We start from the raw sequence: 13,867 nt of genomic DNA, 5'->3' as shown, positions 1-13,867 counted from the left end.
TCGAACCCCGGGTTTCACCCGGGCTACAGCCCCAGCTTCTTGGCCTCGACCCACAGCGCTTCCATTCGATCGAGACGCTCGGGCGAACCGAGCGGCGGCAGCGTCGCCGCATGCGCCATCACATGGCCGTAGCGGCGCCGGAATTTCGCATTCGCGGTAGCCAGCGCCGCCGCCGGATCGGCGCCGAGATGGCGTGCGATGTTCACCACCATGAATAGCAGATCGCCGAGTTCGTCGAGCCGGCGCGCCGCGCCCTGATCGACGGCTTCCTGTAGTTCGGCGATTTCCTCGAACAGCTTCGGCCATAGCTCGGCGAGCGTGTTCCAGTCGAAGCCCTGCAGCGCGGCGTCGCACTGCAGGGCTTCGGCTTCGATCAACGGGTCGCTCACTGGCGTACCTTTCCGCATGAGAGGCACCCGTCGGAAGCGTGAGCGAGTCGCCCTGCTCCCGCACCCACTGCCGCTACGCGGCAGACACCGTGTCGCAGTGCGCTCAAGCATTCACCTTGCGGCACAGATCCCAAAGCATGCCGGCGGTCGCGCCCCAGATCCGGTAGCTGCCGTAATTCACCTCGTAAAACGGCCGCTTCACGGTGCCGAAGAAAAGATGCTTCCGCTCGTAGGAGGCAGGATCGAGCAAAAGCGACAAGGGCACCTCGAAAGCCTCGGCAACCTCGGCGGCATCGATGCGCAGCAGCGGCAGCTCGCGGATCACGCCGACTACCGGCGTCACGCGATACAGCGAAATCGTCGGATAGTCGTCCAGATAGCCGAGCACTTCAACATGCTGACGCGGCAAGCCGATTTCTTCTTCGGCTTCGCGCAGCGCGGTATCGACCGAATCGACATCGTCATCGTCACGGCGGCCACCCGGAAAGCTGATCTGGCCCTTATGGTTGCGCAAGTGCTCGGAGCGCTGCGTCAGCACCACCGTCGGCCCGCCGGGCCGGTCCACCACCGGGACCAGCACCGCGGCGCGGCGCAGCTTTGCCAGCCATTCGGACTCGATCAGACGATCGAGATGCAGCGGCAGTTCCGTGCGGCTCATCGGCCGCGGCTCGGCATCGCTGCTGCCGGCCAGTGCGTCGCGCAGGCGTCGTTCCCAGCCACTGGCGTCGGCGGCGATGGTGTCCGCGCAGTCGTTCAAGCGCGGACTCCCGGCGCATCATCGACAAAGTGCCTCGGTTCCCAAGTACGATCACGAATCCGCGGCACTAAGGTATGAACATGGAGAAAAACTGGATCACGCTGCGCGAAGTCGACGAGGCAGAGCACGCCGCCAAGGGCACGGCATTCCGCGCGTTCCGCCGCATCGAAGCTCACTGGAGCGAGCCGCAAGACTTTCGCGTGCTGCATCACGACGACGATCGCGCCATCATCGACAGCCTGCGTGCGAAGCAGCGCATCTACAGTTCGACGGTGAATCTGCTGCTGCTGTCGCCCGCTCTAGCCACTGCGGTGCGCGCTCAGATGCGGCGCATGATCACGGACCCGGCAGAGTAGCCGGCACCGAAACCACACAGCACGCCAACATCGCCGGGGACCAGATCCTGCTGATATTTGTGGAACGCGATCACCGAGCCGGCCGAACTGGTATTGGCGTACTCGTCGAGAATCACCGGCGCTTCGGCGCGCTCGGCATCGCGGCCCAGTAGTCTGCGCGTGATGTATTCGTTCATCGACAGATTGGCCTGATGCAGCCAGAAACGCTTGACCTGCGCCGGCGCCAGCTGCAAATCCGCGAGATGGCCGGCGATCAGCTCGGACACCATCGGCACGACTTCCTTGAAAACCTTGCGGCCCTCCTGGCGGAACAGCACGTCGTCCCAGGGACGCGGTGGCACTTCGGCCGAATTCAGGAAGCCGGCGTTGTTGCGGATATTGCTGGAGAACTGCGTCTGCAGCCGGGTACCCAGGATCTCGAAATTACGCTCGCCGCGCGCCGTCTCCGCGGCCTCGACCACGATCGCGGTCGCGGCGTCGCCGAAAATGAAATGGCAGTCGCGATTGCGGAAGTTCAGATGGCCCGAGCAAATCTCGGGGCTGATCACCAGCGCGCGCCTGGCACTGCCGTTGCGCAGCGCGTCGACCGCGGCCTGCACGCCGAACGCGGCGGATGCACAGGCAACGTTGATGTCGTAGCCGTAACCGGCAGCGCCGAGCAGGCTCTGAATCTCGACCGCGATCGCCGGATACGCACGCTGCATGTTCGAGCAGGCAACCAGCACGCAGTCGATATCGCTGCCTTCTAGACGCGCCGCCTGCAGTGCCTGACGCGCCGCAGCCACGCCCATCTCGGCCATCAGCGAGGGCTCATCGTTGCTGCGCGTGCGGATTTGCGGCCGCATGCGCCGGGTGTCGAGCACGCCGGACTTGTTCACCACGTAGCGCGCCTGGATGCCGGACGCCTTGACGATGAATTCCGAACTCGACGGCGGCAGCGCTTGCAGCGAACCGGCCGCAATCTCGGCTGCATGCTCCTCGTTGTATTCGCCGACGTAGGCGTTGTAGCAGGCCACCAACTCGTCGTTGGAAATCGACTCGGTCGGGGTATACAGGCCGGTGCCGCTGATACAGACAGATTTCATCGCAGATCCATCGACAGGTCGCGTTCCAAAGGTCACATTCTAACCGGCGAAAGGCTTATATCGTCGCGTATGCACTCGAGCGCCAGCCGGCGCGGCTCATCGCCTCTTCCAGAACCTGTTTCGGCTCAGGCTGATAGCGGATCGACAGATGCGAGCCCTGATACCAGGTCACCGGCACGTTCCAGTGCTGCGACAGCATCACCGGATTGCGCGGCGCGACGATGCGGTCGCCTGTGGCTGCAAAAATATGCAGGCTGCGTTGGTCGAGCTTCGGCGGCCGCGTCAGCGGCGACACCACACGGAGAATGTCCTGGTAGCGCTTCTCGTCGAGACCGCGCCATGTCAGGTAGCGCTGGTGCATCGAAGGCACGAAACGCCAGATGCCGATCGCCAGGTCGACGATCGGAATGCCGGCGACGACGAAATCCAGGCCCTCGGCGTAGCCGGCGAGCAGGCTGGCGTTGTAGCCGCCGAGGCTGATTCCGTAGACGCCGATTGCGGGGTTTTCCTCCTGCGTGCGCAGCCAGGCCAGCCAGCGGCGCAGATCCCACAGCGCCTGCGACTCGGCGTACAGCAGATCGAGCAGATCGCCGTCCAGGAAATGATCGCCGGTGCGCAGGCCGATCTTGCGCGTGCCATGCAGCGGCAGGGTCGGCATCAGCACGTTCAGGCCGAGATGGTGATGCAGATAATTCGGCGAAAACAGCCCGAAATCCAGCCAGGCCTCACCCATCCGGTAGCCGTGAATGCACATCAGCCAGGGGCGCGGTGCACCCGGATGGCGCAGCACGTTGGCGACGCAGCGGTTGTTCTTTTCATGGCCCATCCAGACCTGCGCGCCCGGCAGTTCCGGCGGCAGGCTGAAGCCGCTGTCGAAGCTGGCGCGCTCGTACTCGATACCGAACAGCCGCGCCTTGTGGATCTGCACGCGCTCCGGCGGCGGCGGCTCCTTGTGGAACAGCTCGGGATTCTGCCGCCAGCCATTGGCGTCGAGCATCGCCTCCAGCTTGACCGCGTCCTCGCTCATCCGCGCCGCGGCTTCACCGCTGGGCACCGCGGCCGAGGCCAGGAAGTAGCCGAGCACCGCCTCGTCCACCGCCGCTTTGGCGTCCATCTTCACGTCGAGATGCAAGTCGGCCGCACCTTCGTATACCGGCTCGTTGCGCAACCCGCTGCGGCCCGCGACCAGGAACGAGCCGACGAACAACAGCGCTGCGACCAGCGCTGGGCCGAAGCCGTGCGCGAGGATCAACGGCAGCGCAAACAGCAGGCCGAGCACCGAGCCCAGGCTCATGTACGCGGTCACGCGCGGATCGCCCGGCATCAGCAACAGCGCCACCGCTGAAGCCAGCACCAGGGTGCCGGGCACGCCGGCGAACAACCACCACAAAAAACCTTCATGCGAAGCCAGGGCATACAGCCCGGCCAGCAGCGGGATCAGGGCCATCCATTCCCATTGACGCGGTGCCGCGATTTGCATAGCCATGTAGCCTCCGCAGAGTGCCAGCTTAGGGCCTGTTGACATTGAATCGGTTGCTGCGCTCGATTCAATGTCAACAGGCCCTTCGAATAGGGGTGGTCAGGCGAACAACCGCGTCAGCACGACGCCGGCGGGCGCCAGCGATGCCAGCGCGAAACCCTGCACCGGCCAGCCCCAACTGCGGCCGCGCAGCAGCAAGAAGAAACCGGCAAGAAAAATCAGGCCGACGGCAGTGAAGATCGTCGTGCTCCACAGCAGCATCGGCATCTGCTTGACCAGCGCTGGCGACATGTCGAGCACGAAGCCGTACAGGATGCAGACCACCGCCTGCACCAGGCCCATGGTCAGGCCGAGGCAGGCGATCGATCCGTCGACAATCAGCAGCAGCGTCTTCATTTCGCTTTTTTCTTCCGGCGGCCACGGCCGCCCAGTAACTTGAACAGCGGGACCAGTTCCGACACGACCTTCGGCTTTTGCGCCGCCGCCTTGAACAGCAGCCGCGAGAAGCCGCGCAGTATCCTGTCACGCGACTCGAACACCGTTCCGACCAGCGGGATGGATCGATCGTTCATCACCGTCACATGATCCTCCGGCTCGTCGCCGAAGCGGAAAGCGAGCGTGAGCTTGATGTCGAGTGGCTCACGGCGACGACTCCGGCCGGCGCTGCGGCGTGCTTTCGCTATCATGGTCGCCGCTCCTCAATCCCTTGCCCCAAAAAGTCCACACATGAAGCCCGACAAGCTGGTCTGCTTCGCCCATGGCAAGGAAAGCGGTCCCTGGGGTATCAAGATCACGCACCTGGCGGAGATCGCGCGCGGACGCGGTTTCGATGTGATCAGTCCGGATTATAGTCACACGAGCAATCCCCGGCAGCGCGTAGCCGAGTTGCATACGCTGGCACCCAGCGCACGTACTCTGGTGCTGGCCGGCTCTAGCATGGGTGGTTACGTGTCGGCGCGGGCTTGCAGACAGCTAGCGCCGGCCGCGCTGTTCCTGATGGCGCCAGCACTGTATTTCCCGCATTACGACGAGGAACCCGAGGCCATTCCGGCGCTGTGTTCGGTGGTGCACGGCTGGGACGACGAGATCGTGCCGTTCGAGCGTGCGCTGCGCTTCGCCCAGCGCCACCGCGCCGATCTGCACATGCTGCGCTCCGACCACTCTCTCAACGATCGGCTGCCCGAACTCGGCGTATTGTTTGCTGATCTCCTCGACCGCGCGACGCAGGTTTCAGCACCATGAACGACACGGTGAAGAGCCGTTGGGAATCGGTCTACCGCAAAACCGAATACAAGGTGATGCTGGACTCCGGCACGATCACCCTGCGCATCGGCCAGTACGACGCCGAGCTTGAACGCCGGCTGCGCGAGCAGACTCATATGCGGCGCGAGTGGTACATCATCACACCCTGCAATCCGCGCTCGGAACTGGCGCGCTCGGAACTCAATCTTTTCTATTTCAACGAACTGCGTTACGAACTGGAGACGCGCGCCGGCAACTGGATCCAGGCTCTGAACTGCGACCCGACTCAGGAATGGCCGGACGAGCCGGGCTTTCTGCTCGCGGACGCGGACCGGGTCTGGGTCATGGATCTCGGCGAGCGCTTCTACCAGAACGCGCTGGTTACCGCGAAAATCGGCGAAGCACCGCGGCTGCTGTGGCTCAATCCGTAACGCCGTGTAGGTTGGGGTGAGCGCAGCGAACCCCAACATCAGCGCGAATGAATGTTGGGGTTCGCTGCGCTCACCCCAACCTACCGCGACGTCGTGACCCGATAAGCAGCGACAAACTCCGGCGGCATTCTTCGCGGCCGGCCGCTGGCCATGTCGACGCAGACCCATTGCGTGCGGCCGCGCATCACGGTGCGCTTGTCGCGCTCGCGGATCACCTGGTAGGCGCGCCACATCGTCAGCCGCGAGTCGGTTTCGGCGATCCAGGTCGACAGCCACAGCACATCGCCCTCGAAAGTTGCCGCCAGGTAGTCCAGCTCGTGCCGGCGTGCGACGCAGCCGGCACCGAGCCGCTGATAGTCGGCGAAATCCAGCCCCAGATGCTGCGAATGGCCCCAGGCAACCTGCTCCAGCCAGGACAGATAAACCACGTTGTTGGTGTGGCCGAAGAAGTCCAGATGCTCGGGCCCAACCACCACCCGCTCGATGTAGGGCTCCGTCACGTCCCATGGCAGATCGGCGGCGGCCTGTGCGGCGGTGAGTGAAGAGGCGGCGTCGTTCATAGCGCAGGATTGTCGCATTGCCCGCGGGGCCATGTCCGCGCGGCAAGCTTTCTGCTATGAAAGCGTCTGTGCACCGGCTTCAATCACCCTTCAAGGACGAGCGAGATGATCAAGCGGGTCGTGTTCAATCAGAAAGGCGGAGTCGGCAAGACCACCATCGTTTGCAACCTGGCGGCGATCGCCGCCTCGCGCGGCCTGCGCACGCTGGTGATCGATCTCGACACCCAGGGCAATTCGACGCAATACCTGCTCGGTGCCGACAGCGCCAAGCCCGACCGCACGGTCGCCGATTTCTTCGAGGCGACACTGTCGTTCTCGCTGCAGTCGCCGCCCTTCGTCAGCTATGCGACCAACAGCCCTTTCGAGAACCTGGACGTGGTCGCCGCCGATCCGCGGCTCGAAGAGCTGACGGTGAAGCTCGAAGCCAAGCAGAAGATCTACAAGTTCCGCGACGCGCTGAAGAAGATCAAGGGCTACGACGCGATCTTCATCGACACGCCGCCGGCGCTGAACTTTTATGCGCGCTCGGCGCTGATTGCGGCGGATCGCGTGCTGATCCCGTTCGATTGCGACGAGTTCTCGCGCCAGGCACTGTATACGCTGGTCGACAACATCGAGGAGATCCGCGGCGACCATAACGAGGATCTGGAGATCGAGGGCATCGTCGTCAACCAGTTCCAGTCGCGCAGCAAGCTGCCGACGCGCGTGGTCGAGGAGCTGAAAGCCGAAGGCCGGCCGTTGCTGGACCAGACGATCTCAAGCTCGGTGCGGGTCAAGGAAAGCCACGAGAAGCATTGCCCGATGGTCTATCTCGAGGCCTCGCATCGGGTGACCAGGGAGTATCTGGCGCTGTGGGATGCGCTGAGCGGCGAGGCTTGAGGGTTCGGCTCGGGCGATGTTGTTGGGGTTCGCTGCGCTCACCCCAACCTACACACATCGATCCGTAGGTTGGGGTGAGCGCAGCGAACCCCAACATCAAGCCGACAAACCGCCTACTTCTCCGCGCTCGTCCGCGTATCCCACAACGGCGGCGGTTCCGGCGGCAGGTTCTTGAACGTGGTGCCAGTTGGCACACCGGCCTGGCCCAGCGTGCTGCCGTCCTGCATCGCGTAGTTCTGGTTCCAGCTGCGCAGGCGCGCCAGGTTCGCGGCGACCTCGGTGTTCTGCGGCGCCAGGCGCTCTGCCCGCTCCAGCAACTCCAGCGCGGTATGGAAATCACCGGCTTCTGTTTTCGCCACCGCCAGATTGTTCAGCGCGATCGGATCGAAAGGATTGGTGTCGACCGCCTGGCCGAAACCGGCCGCCGCACCGGCGATATCGCCGTTGGCGAGGCTGCTTTTGGCGCTGCTGTCGGCACCGCCGGCGGCGTAAGCCGGGCCGGCGTTCGGTGCCGGAACATAAGCGCCGGACGGCGTCGGCCCGGTGCCAGTGCCACCATCGAGGCTGCACGCAACCAGGCTCGCCGCGCACGACAACAGCATCAGCATCAGGGCGGGCTTCATTCGGTCGGGTCTCCAAAATCGTAAAACGGCATCAGCGTCGCCGGCGGATTCGCCACGCCGCGCTGGCCGCTGAACGCAAAGCGGATGTAGCCCAGAGCCTGCGCCTCTTCGTAGTCGCGCGCATTGTCGACGCCGAAGCGCGCGCCGGCGATCAGGTTCGGTGAGATCAGGTATTCAAACGCGCCGCCGAAGTTGAAGCCGATGCCGGTCGAATTCTGCGACGGATAACCGGCGACCGCGGTGGTGTCGGGATTGTCGATCACGAAAGTCTCGATCGCAGTCTGCAGGTCGGAGTTGTTCGGGAACGCTGCGCTGGCGTCCTCCTTGAACGACTGGATACCGATCGCCGCGTTGAGCTTGTACGAGAAGCGGTCGCGGCCGCCGCTCCACTCGACCGGAATCGCGATCGCGAAATAACTCTGCGGGCTGAAATAGCCGCCCTGGCCATAGGTGAAACGGCGCAGGTTCTTGTTATAGAAGAACGTGGTCATGTTGACGCCGTAGGTGATGCGCATATCGCGGCGGTCGAGCGCGCGCGCATAGAAGCCGCCACCGATTTCGTAGACGCTGTTGCGCGCAACGTTCTCGCCGTCGAGCACGTGGTAGGCACCGTCGACATAGACGCCGAACTGGCCCAGATCGTAGGCGACATCGAGCCGCCCGCCGGTCTTGGTCACGCCGCCCCAGGTATTGCCGGTGGCCGGGTCCACGGTGCCGGCGTACGACAGCAGGCTGTCGGTGACCGGGCGCCGCGACAGGTCGAGCTTGAAGCTGACCTTGTCCATATGCGGCCGCCAGTTGATGCCGCCGACCAGGGTTTCGACCGGGAAACCCAGCGGCGAGGAGCCGAAATCCGCCTTGAAATCGCCGATCTCGTAAGCCGCTCCGACCGCGATGCCGGTCTCGCTCTGACTGAAGTCGTAGCCGGTATTCGGATCGACCAGGGCCATCGCACCGAACAATGGGATCTGCGAGCCGGAGACACTGCCGGCGTCGAGGAAGGTCGGCACCGCGCGCAGCTTGAAGCGCCCGGCCTGCACGCCGGCAACGCTGAATTCAACCGGCGTTTCCAGATCGGTGAGCTTGTCCAGGCCGGCCTGGCCGTCGCGGCTGCGGATGCTCAGACCGAACGACGCATAGGACGTGCGCTTGGCATTGATGTCGGCGATTTCGCGCAGCACTTCGTTCGGCTGATCGGCCGTCGGGCGGCGGCGCGCGAGCACGAAGTCGGGCGTAGCCAGCGCCGGATCGGAGCGCAGCTGCATGCCGTAGCTCGGCGCGATCGGCGCACCGTAAATCGGCGCCGGCGCGGCCTGCACCGGAGCCGGTACGTAAGTCGGCATCGGCGCGATCGGCTGCACTTGCTGGGCCGGCACCTGGACGACATAGGTCTGCGCCGGCACCGGCGTGCTGTAGACCGGCACCGGCGCGGAGCCGGGCAGCACCCGCAAACCCTGGCGCGCGTAATCGGCCTCGGTCGCTCCGACGCCCGGCGGCGGCGCGGTGACCGTGTACTGTTGCGGCGGCACGACGACGATCTGCTGCGCGTATTGCGGTTGAAGCGGTTGCTGCTGCGCGCGCATCGCGCCGGCCGGATAACCGGAGGGCTGCGCCGGCTGCTGTTGAGCGGGTCCCATCGTCTGCAGACGCGGCGCGGACGATGCGGAAGGTGCGACATAGGGCATCGCCGGCTGGCCGGTGATTTCGCCCATGTCGCGCAGCACCTCGTCGCGCAGCGTCGAACGCGGCTGGACTTTCGGGCGCGGAACGCTGAGCTGCTGGCTCGGCACCAGTTGCCGCGGCACATAAGCGGGCAACGAATTCACCGGCTGCGCGTACTGCGGCTGCACCGGGACCGAGGACGGCTGCACGGTCTGCACGCCGTAGCTGTAGCGACCCGGCGCGGTCTGCACCCAGCCCTGCGTGCTCGTCACCGGCGCGGGCGGCACCTGCGCGACACTGCCTTCGGGATAGGTCGAAACCTTGATCAGCCGGCCCGACTTCCACCAGCGCGGCAGCGTCGTCAGCACGATGTCGCCCTGCTGCAGAGATCGGCGGCGCGGCGCAATGCGATTCGACGCTAGAGCTTCAGGCGCCGGCGAATACGTCCGCGTCAGCTGCTTTTTTTTTTCGGCCCCGGTGATCGGAGCGGCTTGCAGGCGGGCGACCTTGACCGCTGGTGCCGACCGCGTCACCGACGCGGCGGCCACGGCCGGCGGCGCGGAGTCGATCGCGCCATAGCGGCCGCCGATCTGCGGGCGCGGCAGGTTGCTGGGCGGCGTCGGGCCGTAGAACGGGTTGTTGACCGGGCTGCTGCTCGGATCGAGCAGATACAGCTGCGGCGTGTAGCGGCCGTCGCCGAACTCGCTATCGCCGCCATGTTCCTGATCCAGGCGCAGCGCCTGCTGATACAGCTGCAGCGCGCGGCCGTCTTCGCCACGGGCCCGCGCGGTGCGCGCGGCCAGTGCGTACAGGCGCGGGTTCTGCGGGTCGAGGCGGATCGCATCATCCAGCAGCGCCTGCGCCTGCTCCGGTTGATTCATCGACAGCGCCGCACTGACCGCGCCCTTGTAGGCGTCGAGATTGTTCGGGTCGGTCTGCAGTGCGCGCTTGTACAGCTCGGCGGCCTTGTCGTATTCCTTGGCGTCGTTGTACAGACGCGCCAGCGCCATCACCAGGCGCGGATCGTTCGGGTTCACGCGCAGCAGCGGCTCCAGATATTCGTAGGCGCGCGCGAGGTTGCCTTCTTCGCGAACCAGGTCGGCCTGGCGCAGCCGGTAGGCGATGCGCAGGTTGGCCAGATCCAGCGACTGCTGCTGATCGAAGTTCTGATACTTGATCAGCTCCTCCATCACCACTTCGAACTCGGCGTCCTGGCGCAGCTTGAACAGCAGGCCGGCGTACTGCATGCGCAGGCCGACGTCCGGCGTCGACTGGCGCGACAGCGCCTGGCGGATGTAGTTGAGCGCGCGGCCGTCCTCGCCGATGTCGGCCAGGCCGGTCGCCAGCGCGCCCAGCAGTTCCGGGGAATCCTGGGCGAAAGGCTCGACCTGCTGCAGGATCGCGGCCGCTTCCTGCGGGCGGCCGTAGCGCGTGTAGACACCAGCGCGCGTGGTCTGGTAGCGCACCCACAGCCGGCGCTGCAGATCGGCCATCGGCTGGGTGCGCTGCTCGTAAGGGATCTGTTCGAGGATCTGCAGGCCTTCCAGCCAGTTCTCGTTCTCGGCGACCAGCAGGGCCTTGATGTACAGCGCCTCCGGCATCGTCTTGCCGCCGGTCAGCAGGCCGTCGATCAGGGTGTTGGCTTCGCGCGTGCGGTGCTGGCGCTGGTAGATGCGTGACAGATCCAGCCGCGTCCAGGGGCTTTCCGGATCTTCCAGCAGCGCCTGCTTCAGCAGGGTCTCGGCCTGGGCGTCGTCCTTGGCGTCGCTGGCGAGCTTGGCCTGATCGCGCAGGTACTGACCTTTGAGCGCGCCGAGATTGCCCAGTTCGTCCTTCTGATCGGGCGGCAGGCGGTCGGCCAGGTTCAGCGCTTCCGGCAGACGGTTGCGCTTGACCAGCACCGCGATCAGGCCGCGCATGGCGCCGATGTCGTCGGGCTTGGAGGCGAGCACTTCGCGGTAGAGCTTTTCGGCGCCCTCGACATCGCCGTCCTCGGCCAGGATGTCGGCCAGCGAGGACTTGACCGAGGTCTCCTTCGCGGCGATCGCCGGATCGGCCGTGATCGCCTGGCGCAGCATGCGTTCCGCACCGGACAGATCGCCGGCGGTGCGGGCGGCCTGCCCGGCACGCACCTGTTCCCAGAAACGCGAGGTGCCGAGCGCTTCTTTCCAGCGCGCGGCGCGCTTGGGCGCCATTGCGGTGGCCTGCTGCAAATACTGGCGGGCCTCGCCGTAGCGTTCCTGGCGCAGCCGCACGATGCCGAGGCCGCCCATCGCATCGTCGCTACCCGGCGAACTGGCGAGGATCTGCTCGAACATCTGCCCGGCTTCGGTCAGCTGGTTTTCATTGAGCTTGTCGTAGGCCAGCTGTACCTGCTGGCCGCGGATCTGCTCGGCGCTCAATGGGCGCGGCGCTTCGACCCGGCCCGGATAACCGGAGGCGGCCGGCGCCGCAGCCGCGGCCTGGCCGCTGCGCAGGGTCTCTAACCTCGCCGATACCTGGGCATTCTGGTGATTGGCCAGATACGACTGGTAAAGATGCTCGTCGCCCGGCTTGGCGCCGAGCCAGATCAGACCCTGGGCCCAGGCCTGCTCGGCCGGTGCGGCGATGCTCGGCTGGCCGGCCAGTTTCTGCAGACTGCTAATACCCTCGCGCCGGGTTTCTTCGCGATAAGTCAGATGCTGCGCCAGCGCCAGCTGATACAGCGGCTCGTCCGGATGCGCCTTGGCCAGCTTGTCGATGCCGGCACGCGCCGGCTCCCAGCCGTCTGCGACGCCGGCCAGCGTCTGGTAGTACTCCAGGCCGAGACGGCCGTCGGGAATCTGCTCGTTGAATATCTGGCGGTACGCCGCCACGGCCTCGTCGAACTTGCCATCGCGGGCGAGTGCACGCGGCGCCTGCAGCTTGTCCTGGTCGTAGCTGCCGCTGCGGATCGCGTCTTCGATACCGCTGGTGCCGGCGGCGTCGGGATGCGTGGTGCGCAGACGATCCAGGTAAACCTGGGCAGCGGCACCGCGGCCGCTCTTGGCCTCGGCCATCGCCAGGCCCGAGAGCGCGTCGGCATTGTCGGGCGAAACACGCAGCAGTTTCAGCCAGGATTCGCGGGCCAGATCGTAGCGGCCCTTGTCTTCCCAGTAATGCGCCTGGGTGACGAGCTGGTCGGTCGAGGCCTGCGCCTGTGCAAGCGACGGCATCAGCCACGGCGTGATCGACAGCAGGATCGCCGTCAACACCGCGCGCTGCGAAGCAGCCGTCGATTTCACAGTCCGAACCATAGGCTCTCCCATCTCAGCGTTACCCGCCCATCCGCTTCAAACCGGTAGCGCCTGGAGATCCAGCCTTCGCCGAACAAGGCCAGCACCTGATCGTAGTAATGGGCCGGACGCCCCAGCAGCCCATCGACACGATGGTTCTGCAGTTCCCGTTGTTGATGTTCTACTGCAACATCTTCACCCAAGTCTTTGAGCCAAGGCAATACAGCCGCGCTGAAACCCACTGGAGCGTTTGTACTAGTGACGGCCGCGGATGCAACGTCGATCCTCGAAGGCGGCACGCCGTTGCGTTTGATCACGTCGACGAAACCCGCGTAGTGCCGGATACCCTCGGGGTCCGCCGCGGTCGACAGGCCGGCCCACAGATACGAGCGGATCGAGTCATAGCTGCCGACATTGGGCGCGCCCGGGTCCGGCTGCACCTGGCCCATGGCGTCGAGCAGGAACCAGTCCGGAACCAGACCGCGCGCGGCGATCTTCGGCAGCAGTCGCTCATAGTTCTGCCAGATCTCGTTCCAGGGCCCGGACCGATCCTCGGTGGCCAGGCCCGCGAACTGGAACCGCGGGTAATAGCTGGGGTTCAGTTTCCAGCGCTGGCCTTCGAGCGCAAAACCTTGCGGCGCCGGCAGCATCAGCTTGCCGGACACGCCCATGTCGGCGATTTCCTGGGCCTTGATCTGCCACAGCAGCACGCGGCCGCTCTGGCCGAGAGCCGCATCGTTCCAGACTCGGCTCGCCTGCAGCAGCGTGTACGCCAGCCACAGGTCCGCGTCGGTGGCGGCATTGGCATCGAGCACGCCCCAGCTGCCGTCCGCCTTGCGTCCCCACAGCCACGACGGCAGCTGCACCGCGAAATCGCCGGCGCAGAGATTGTCGCGCGTCCATTTCAGTATGCGATCGAAGCGCGGCCGGTCGTTGGCGACCAGCGCGAAAAACAGCGAGTAGGCCTGCCCTTCCGAGGTGCTGCGCGAGTCGGCGGTGATGTCGACCACGCGGCCGTCGGGCTGCACGAAGTGCTCCGCATACACCTGCCATTGTGACCATGGCCCGTAGGCTCGCTGCCACAGCCAGCCGAAACCGGCTGCGGCCGCCAGTAGCACGAGCGTCAGGCTGACGAGTACCGCCTTCATG

At 65.4% G+C, this 13,867-nt stretch carries 14 protein-coding genes; 4 read left to right on the top strand and 10 right to left on the bottom strand.

Annotation, left to right across the window (positions count from 1 at the left end; genetic code table 11):
• Positions 1–23: 23 nt before the first annotated feature.
• Positions 24–389, bottom strand: a complete 366-nt coding sequence (locus JWQ90_RS16065) for a MazG nucleotide pyrophosphohydrolase domain-containing protein (protein WP_299696001.1) — start codon at positions 387–389, stop codon at positions 24–26.
• 103 nt (positions 390–492) lie between these two features.
• Positions 493–1,146, bottom strand: a complete 654-nt coding sequence (locus JWQ90_RS16060) for a CoA pyrophosphatase (RefSeq protein ID WP_299696000.1) — start codon at positions 1,144–1,146, stop codon at positions 493–495.
• Positions 1,147–1,220: 74 nt separating this feature from the next.
• Between JWQ90_RS16060 and JWQ90_RS16055 the strand changes: the two genes are divergently transcribed.
• Positions 1,221–1,502, top strand: a complete 282-nt coding sequence (locus JWQ90_RS16055) for a hypothetical protein (RefSeq protein ID WP_299695999.1) — start codon at positions 1,221–1,223, stop codon at positions 1,500–1,502.
• Here JWQ90_RS16055 and JWQ90_RS16050 read toward each other — a convergent pair.
• From JWQ90_RS16050 to JWQ90_RS16035, 4 genes are all read right to left on the bottom strand, one after another.
• Positions 1,466–2,587: a beta-ketoacyl-ACP synthase III gene (locus JWQ90_RS16050; protein ID WP_299695998.1), complete on the bottom strand. Its 1,122-nt coding sequence runs from the start codon at positions 2,585–2,587 to the stop codon at positions 1,466–1,468. The two genes, JWQ90_RS16055 and JWQ90_RS16050, sit on opposite strands and share 37 nt — an antisense overlap.
• Before the next feature lie 55 nt (positions 2,588–2,642).
• Entirely contained in the window at positions 2,643–4,073 is a 1,431-nt protein-coding gene (locus JWQ90_RS16045; protein WP_299695997.1) for a hypothetical protein, read from the bottom strand.
• A 93-nt stretch (positions 4,074–4,166) separates the two neighbouring features.
• A complete protein-coding gene (locus JWQ90_RS16040; RefSeq protein WP_299695996.1) occupies positions 4,167–4,463 on the bottom strand; it encodes a hypothetical protein in 297 nt (98 codons plus the stop codon).
• Positions 4,460–4,753 carry a hypothetical protein gene (locus JWQ90_RS16035; RefSeq protein ID WP_299695995.1) on the bottom strand — a complete coding sequence of 98 codons (294 nt, stop codon included), beginning with the start codon at positions 4,751–4,753 and terminating at the stop codon, positions 4,460–4,462. The genes JWQ90_RS16040 and JWQ90_RS16035 overlap by 4 nt, the downstream gene beginning before the upstream one ends.
• A 40-nt stretch (positions 4,754–4,793) precedes the next feature.
• Between JWQ90_RS16035 and JWQ90_RS16030 the strand changes: the two genes are divergently transcribed.
• Positions 4,794–5,309 carry a YqiA/YcfP family alpha/beta fold hydrolase gene (locus JWQ90_RS16030; RefSeq protein WP_299695994.1) on the top strand — a complete coding sequence of 172 codons (516 nt, stop codon included), beginning with the start codon at positions 4,794–4,796 and terminating at the stop codon, positions 5,307–5,309.
• Positions 5,306–5,740 carry a DUF3293 domain-containing protein gene (locus tag JWQ90_RS16025; protein WP_299695993.1) on the top strand — a complete coding sequence of 145 codons (435 nt, stop codon included), beginning with the start codon at positions 5,306–5,308 and terminating at the stop codon, positions 5,738–5,740. The genes JWQ90_RS16030 and JWQ90_RS16025 overlap by 4 nt, the downstream gene beginning before the upstream one ends.
• 80 nt (positions 5,741–5,820) lie before the next feature.
• Here the strand turns inward: JWQ90_RS16025 and JWQ90_RS16020 are convergent, their stop codons facing one another.
• Complete coding sequence (locus JWQ90_RS16020; protein ID WP_366919525.1) at positions 5,821–6,252, bottom strand: thioesterase family protein; 432 nt, start codon at positions 6,250–6,252, stop codon at positions 5,821–5,823.
• A gap of 156 nt (positions 6,253–6,408) precedes the next feature.
• Between JWQ90_RS16020 and JWQ90_RS16015 the strand changes: the two genes are divergently transcribed.
• The gene (locus tag JWQ90_RS16015; RefSeq protein WP_366919524.1) at positions 6,409–7,179 is read left to right on the top strand and encodes a ParA family protein; all 771 of its coding nucleotides are present in this window, start codon (positions 6,409–6,411) and stop codon (positions 7,177–7,179) included.
• Between the two features lie 113 nt (positions 7,180–7,292).
• Here the strand turns inward: JWQ90_RS16015 and JWQ90_RS16010 are convergent, their stop codons facing one another.
• From JWQ90_RS16010 to bcsZ, 3 genes are read right to left on the bottom strand one after another with little or no spacing between them, the layout of a single operon-like run.
• Complete coding sequence (locus JWQ90_RS16010) at positions 7,293–7,802, bottom strand: tetratricopeptide repeat protein (protein ID WP_299695990.1); 510 nt, start codon at positions 7,800–7,802, stop codon at positions 7,293–7,295.
• Positions 7,799–12,739, bottom strand: a complete 4,941-nt coding sequence (locus JWQ90_RS16005) for a cellulose synthase subunit BcsC-related outer membrane protein (protein ID WP_299695989.1) — start codon at positions 12,737–12,739, stop codon at positions 7,799–7,801. Before JWQ90_RS16005 ends, JWQ90_RS16010 begins: the two co-directional genes overlap by 4 nt.
• Complete coding sequence (bcsZ, locus tag JWQ90_RS16000; RefSeq protein WP_299695988.1) at positions 12,724–13,866, bottom strand: cellulose synthase complex periplasmic endoglucanase BcsZ; 1,143 nt, start codon at positions 13,864–13,866, stop codon at positions 12,724–12,726. Before bcsZ ends, JWQ90_RS16005 begins: the two co-directional genes overlap by 16 nt.
• Between the last annotated feature and the right edge of the window lies 1 nt (position 13,867).

It is taken from the genome of Hydrocarboniphaga sp., from assembly GCF_028291725.1.
In the GTDB taxonomy this organism is placed as follows: Bacteria; Pseudomonadota; Gammaproteobacteria; order Nevskiales; family Nevskiaceae; genus Hydrocarboniphaga.
This window is presented reverse-complemented; position numbering and strand designations above follow the sequence as displayed.

Coding starts and splice junctions, on each gene's coding strand:
- JWQ90_RS16055 (WP_299695999.1), top strand. CDS start 1,221: ATGAACATGGAGAAAAACTGGATCACGCTGCGCGAAGTCGACGAGGCA.
- JWQ90_RS16050 (WP_299695998.1), bottom strand. CDS start 2,587: ATGAAATCTGTCTGTATCAGCGGCACCGGCCTGTATACCCCGACCGAG.
- JWQ90_RS16045 (WP_299695997.1), bottom strand. CDS start 4,073: ATGGCTATGCAAATCGCGGCACCGCGTCAATGGGAATGGATGGCCCTG.
- JWQ90_RS16040 (WP_299695996.1), bottom strand. CDS start 4,463: ATGAAGACGCTGCTGCTGATTGTCGACGGATCGATCGCCTGCCTCGGC.
- JWQ90_RS16035 (WP_299695995.1), bottom strand. CDS start 4,753: ATGATAGCGAAAGCACGCCGCAGCGCCGGCCGGAGTCGTCGCCGTGAG.
- JWQ90_RS16030 (WP_299695994.1), top strand. CDS start 4,794: ATGAAGCCCGACAAGCTGGTCTGCTTCGCCCATGGCAAGGAAAGCGGT.
- JWQ90_RS16025 (WP_299695993.1), top strand. CDS start 5,306: ATGAACGACACGGTGAAGAGCCGTTGGGAATCGGTCTACCGCAAAACC.
- JWQ90_RS16010 (WP_299695990.1), bottom strand. CDS start 7,802: ATGAAGCCCGCCCTGATGCTGATGCTGTTGTCGTGCGCGGCGAGCCTG.
- JWQ90_RS16005 (WP_299695989.1), bottom strand. CDS start 12,739: ATGGTTCGGACTGTGAAATCGACGGCTGCTTCGCAGCGCGCGGTGTTG.
- bcsZ (WP_299695988.1), bottom strand. CDS start 13,866: ATGAAGGCGGTACTCGTCAGCCTGACGCTCGTGCTACTGGCGGCCGCA.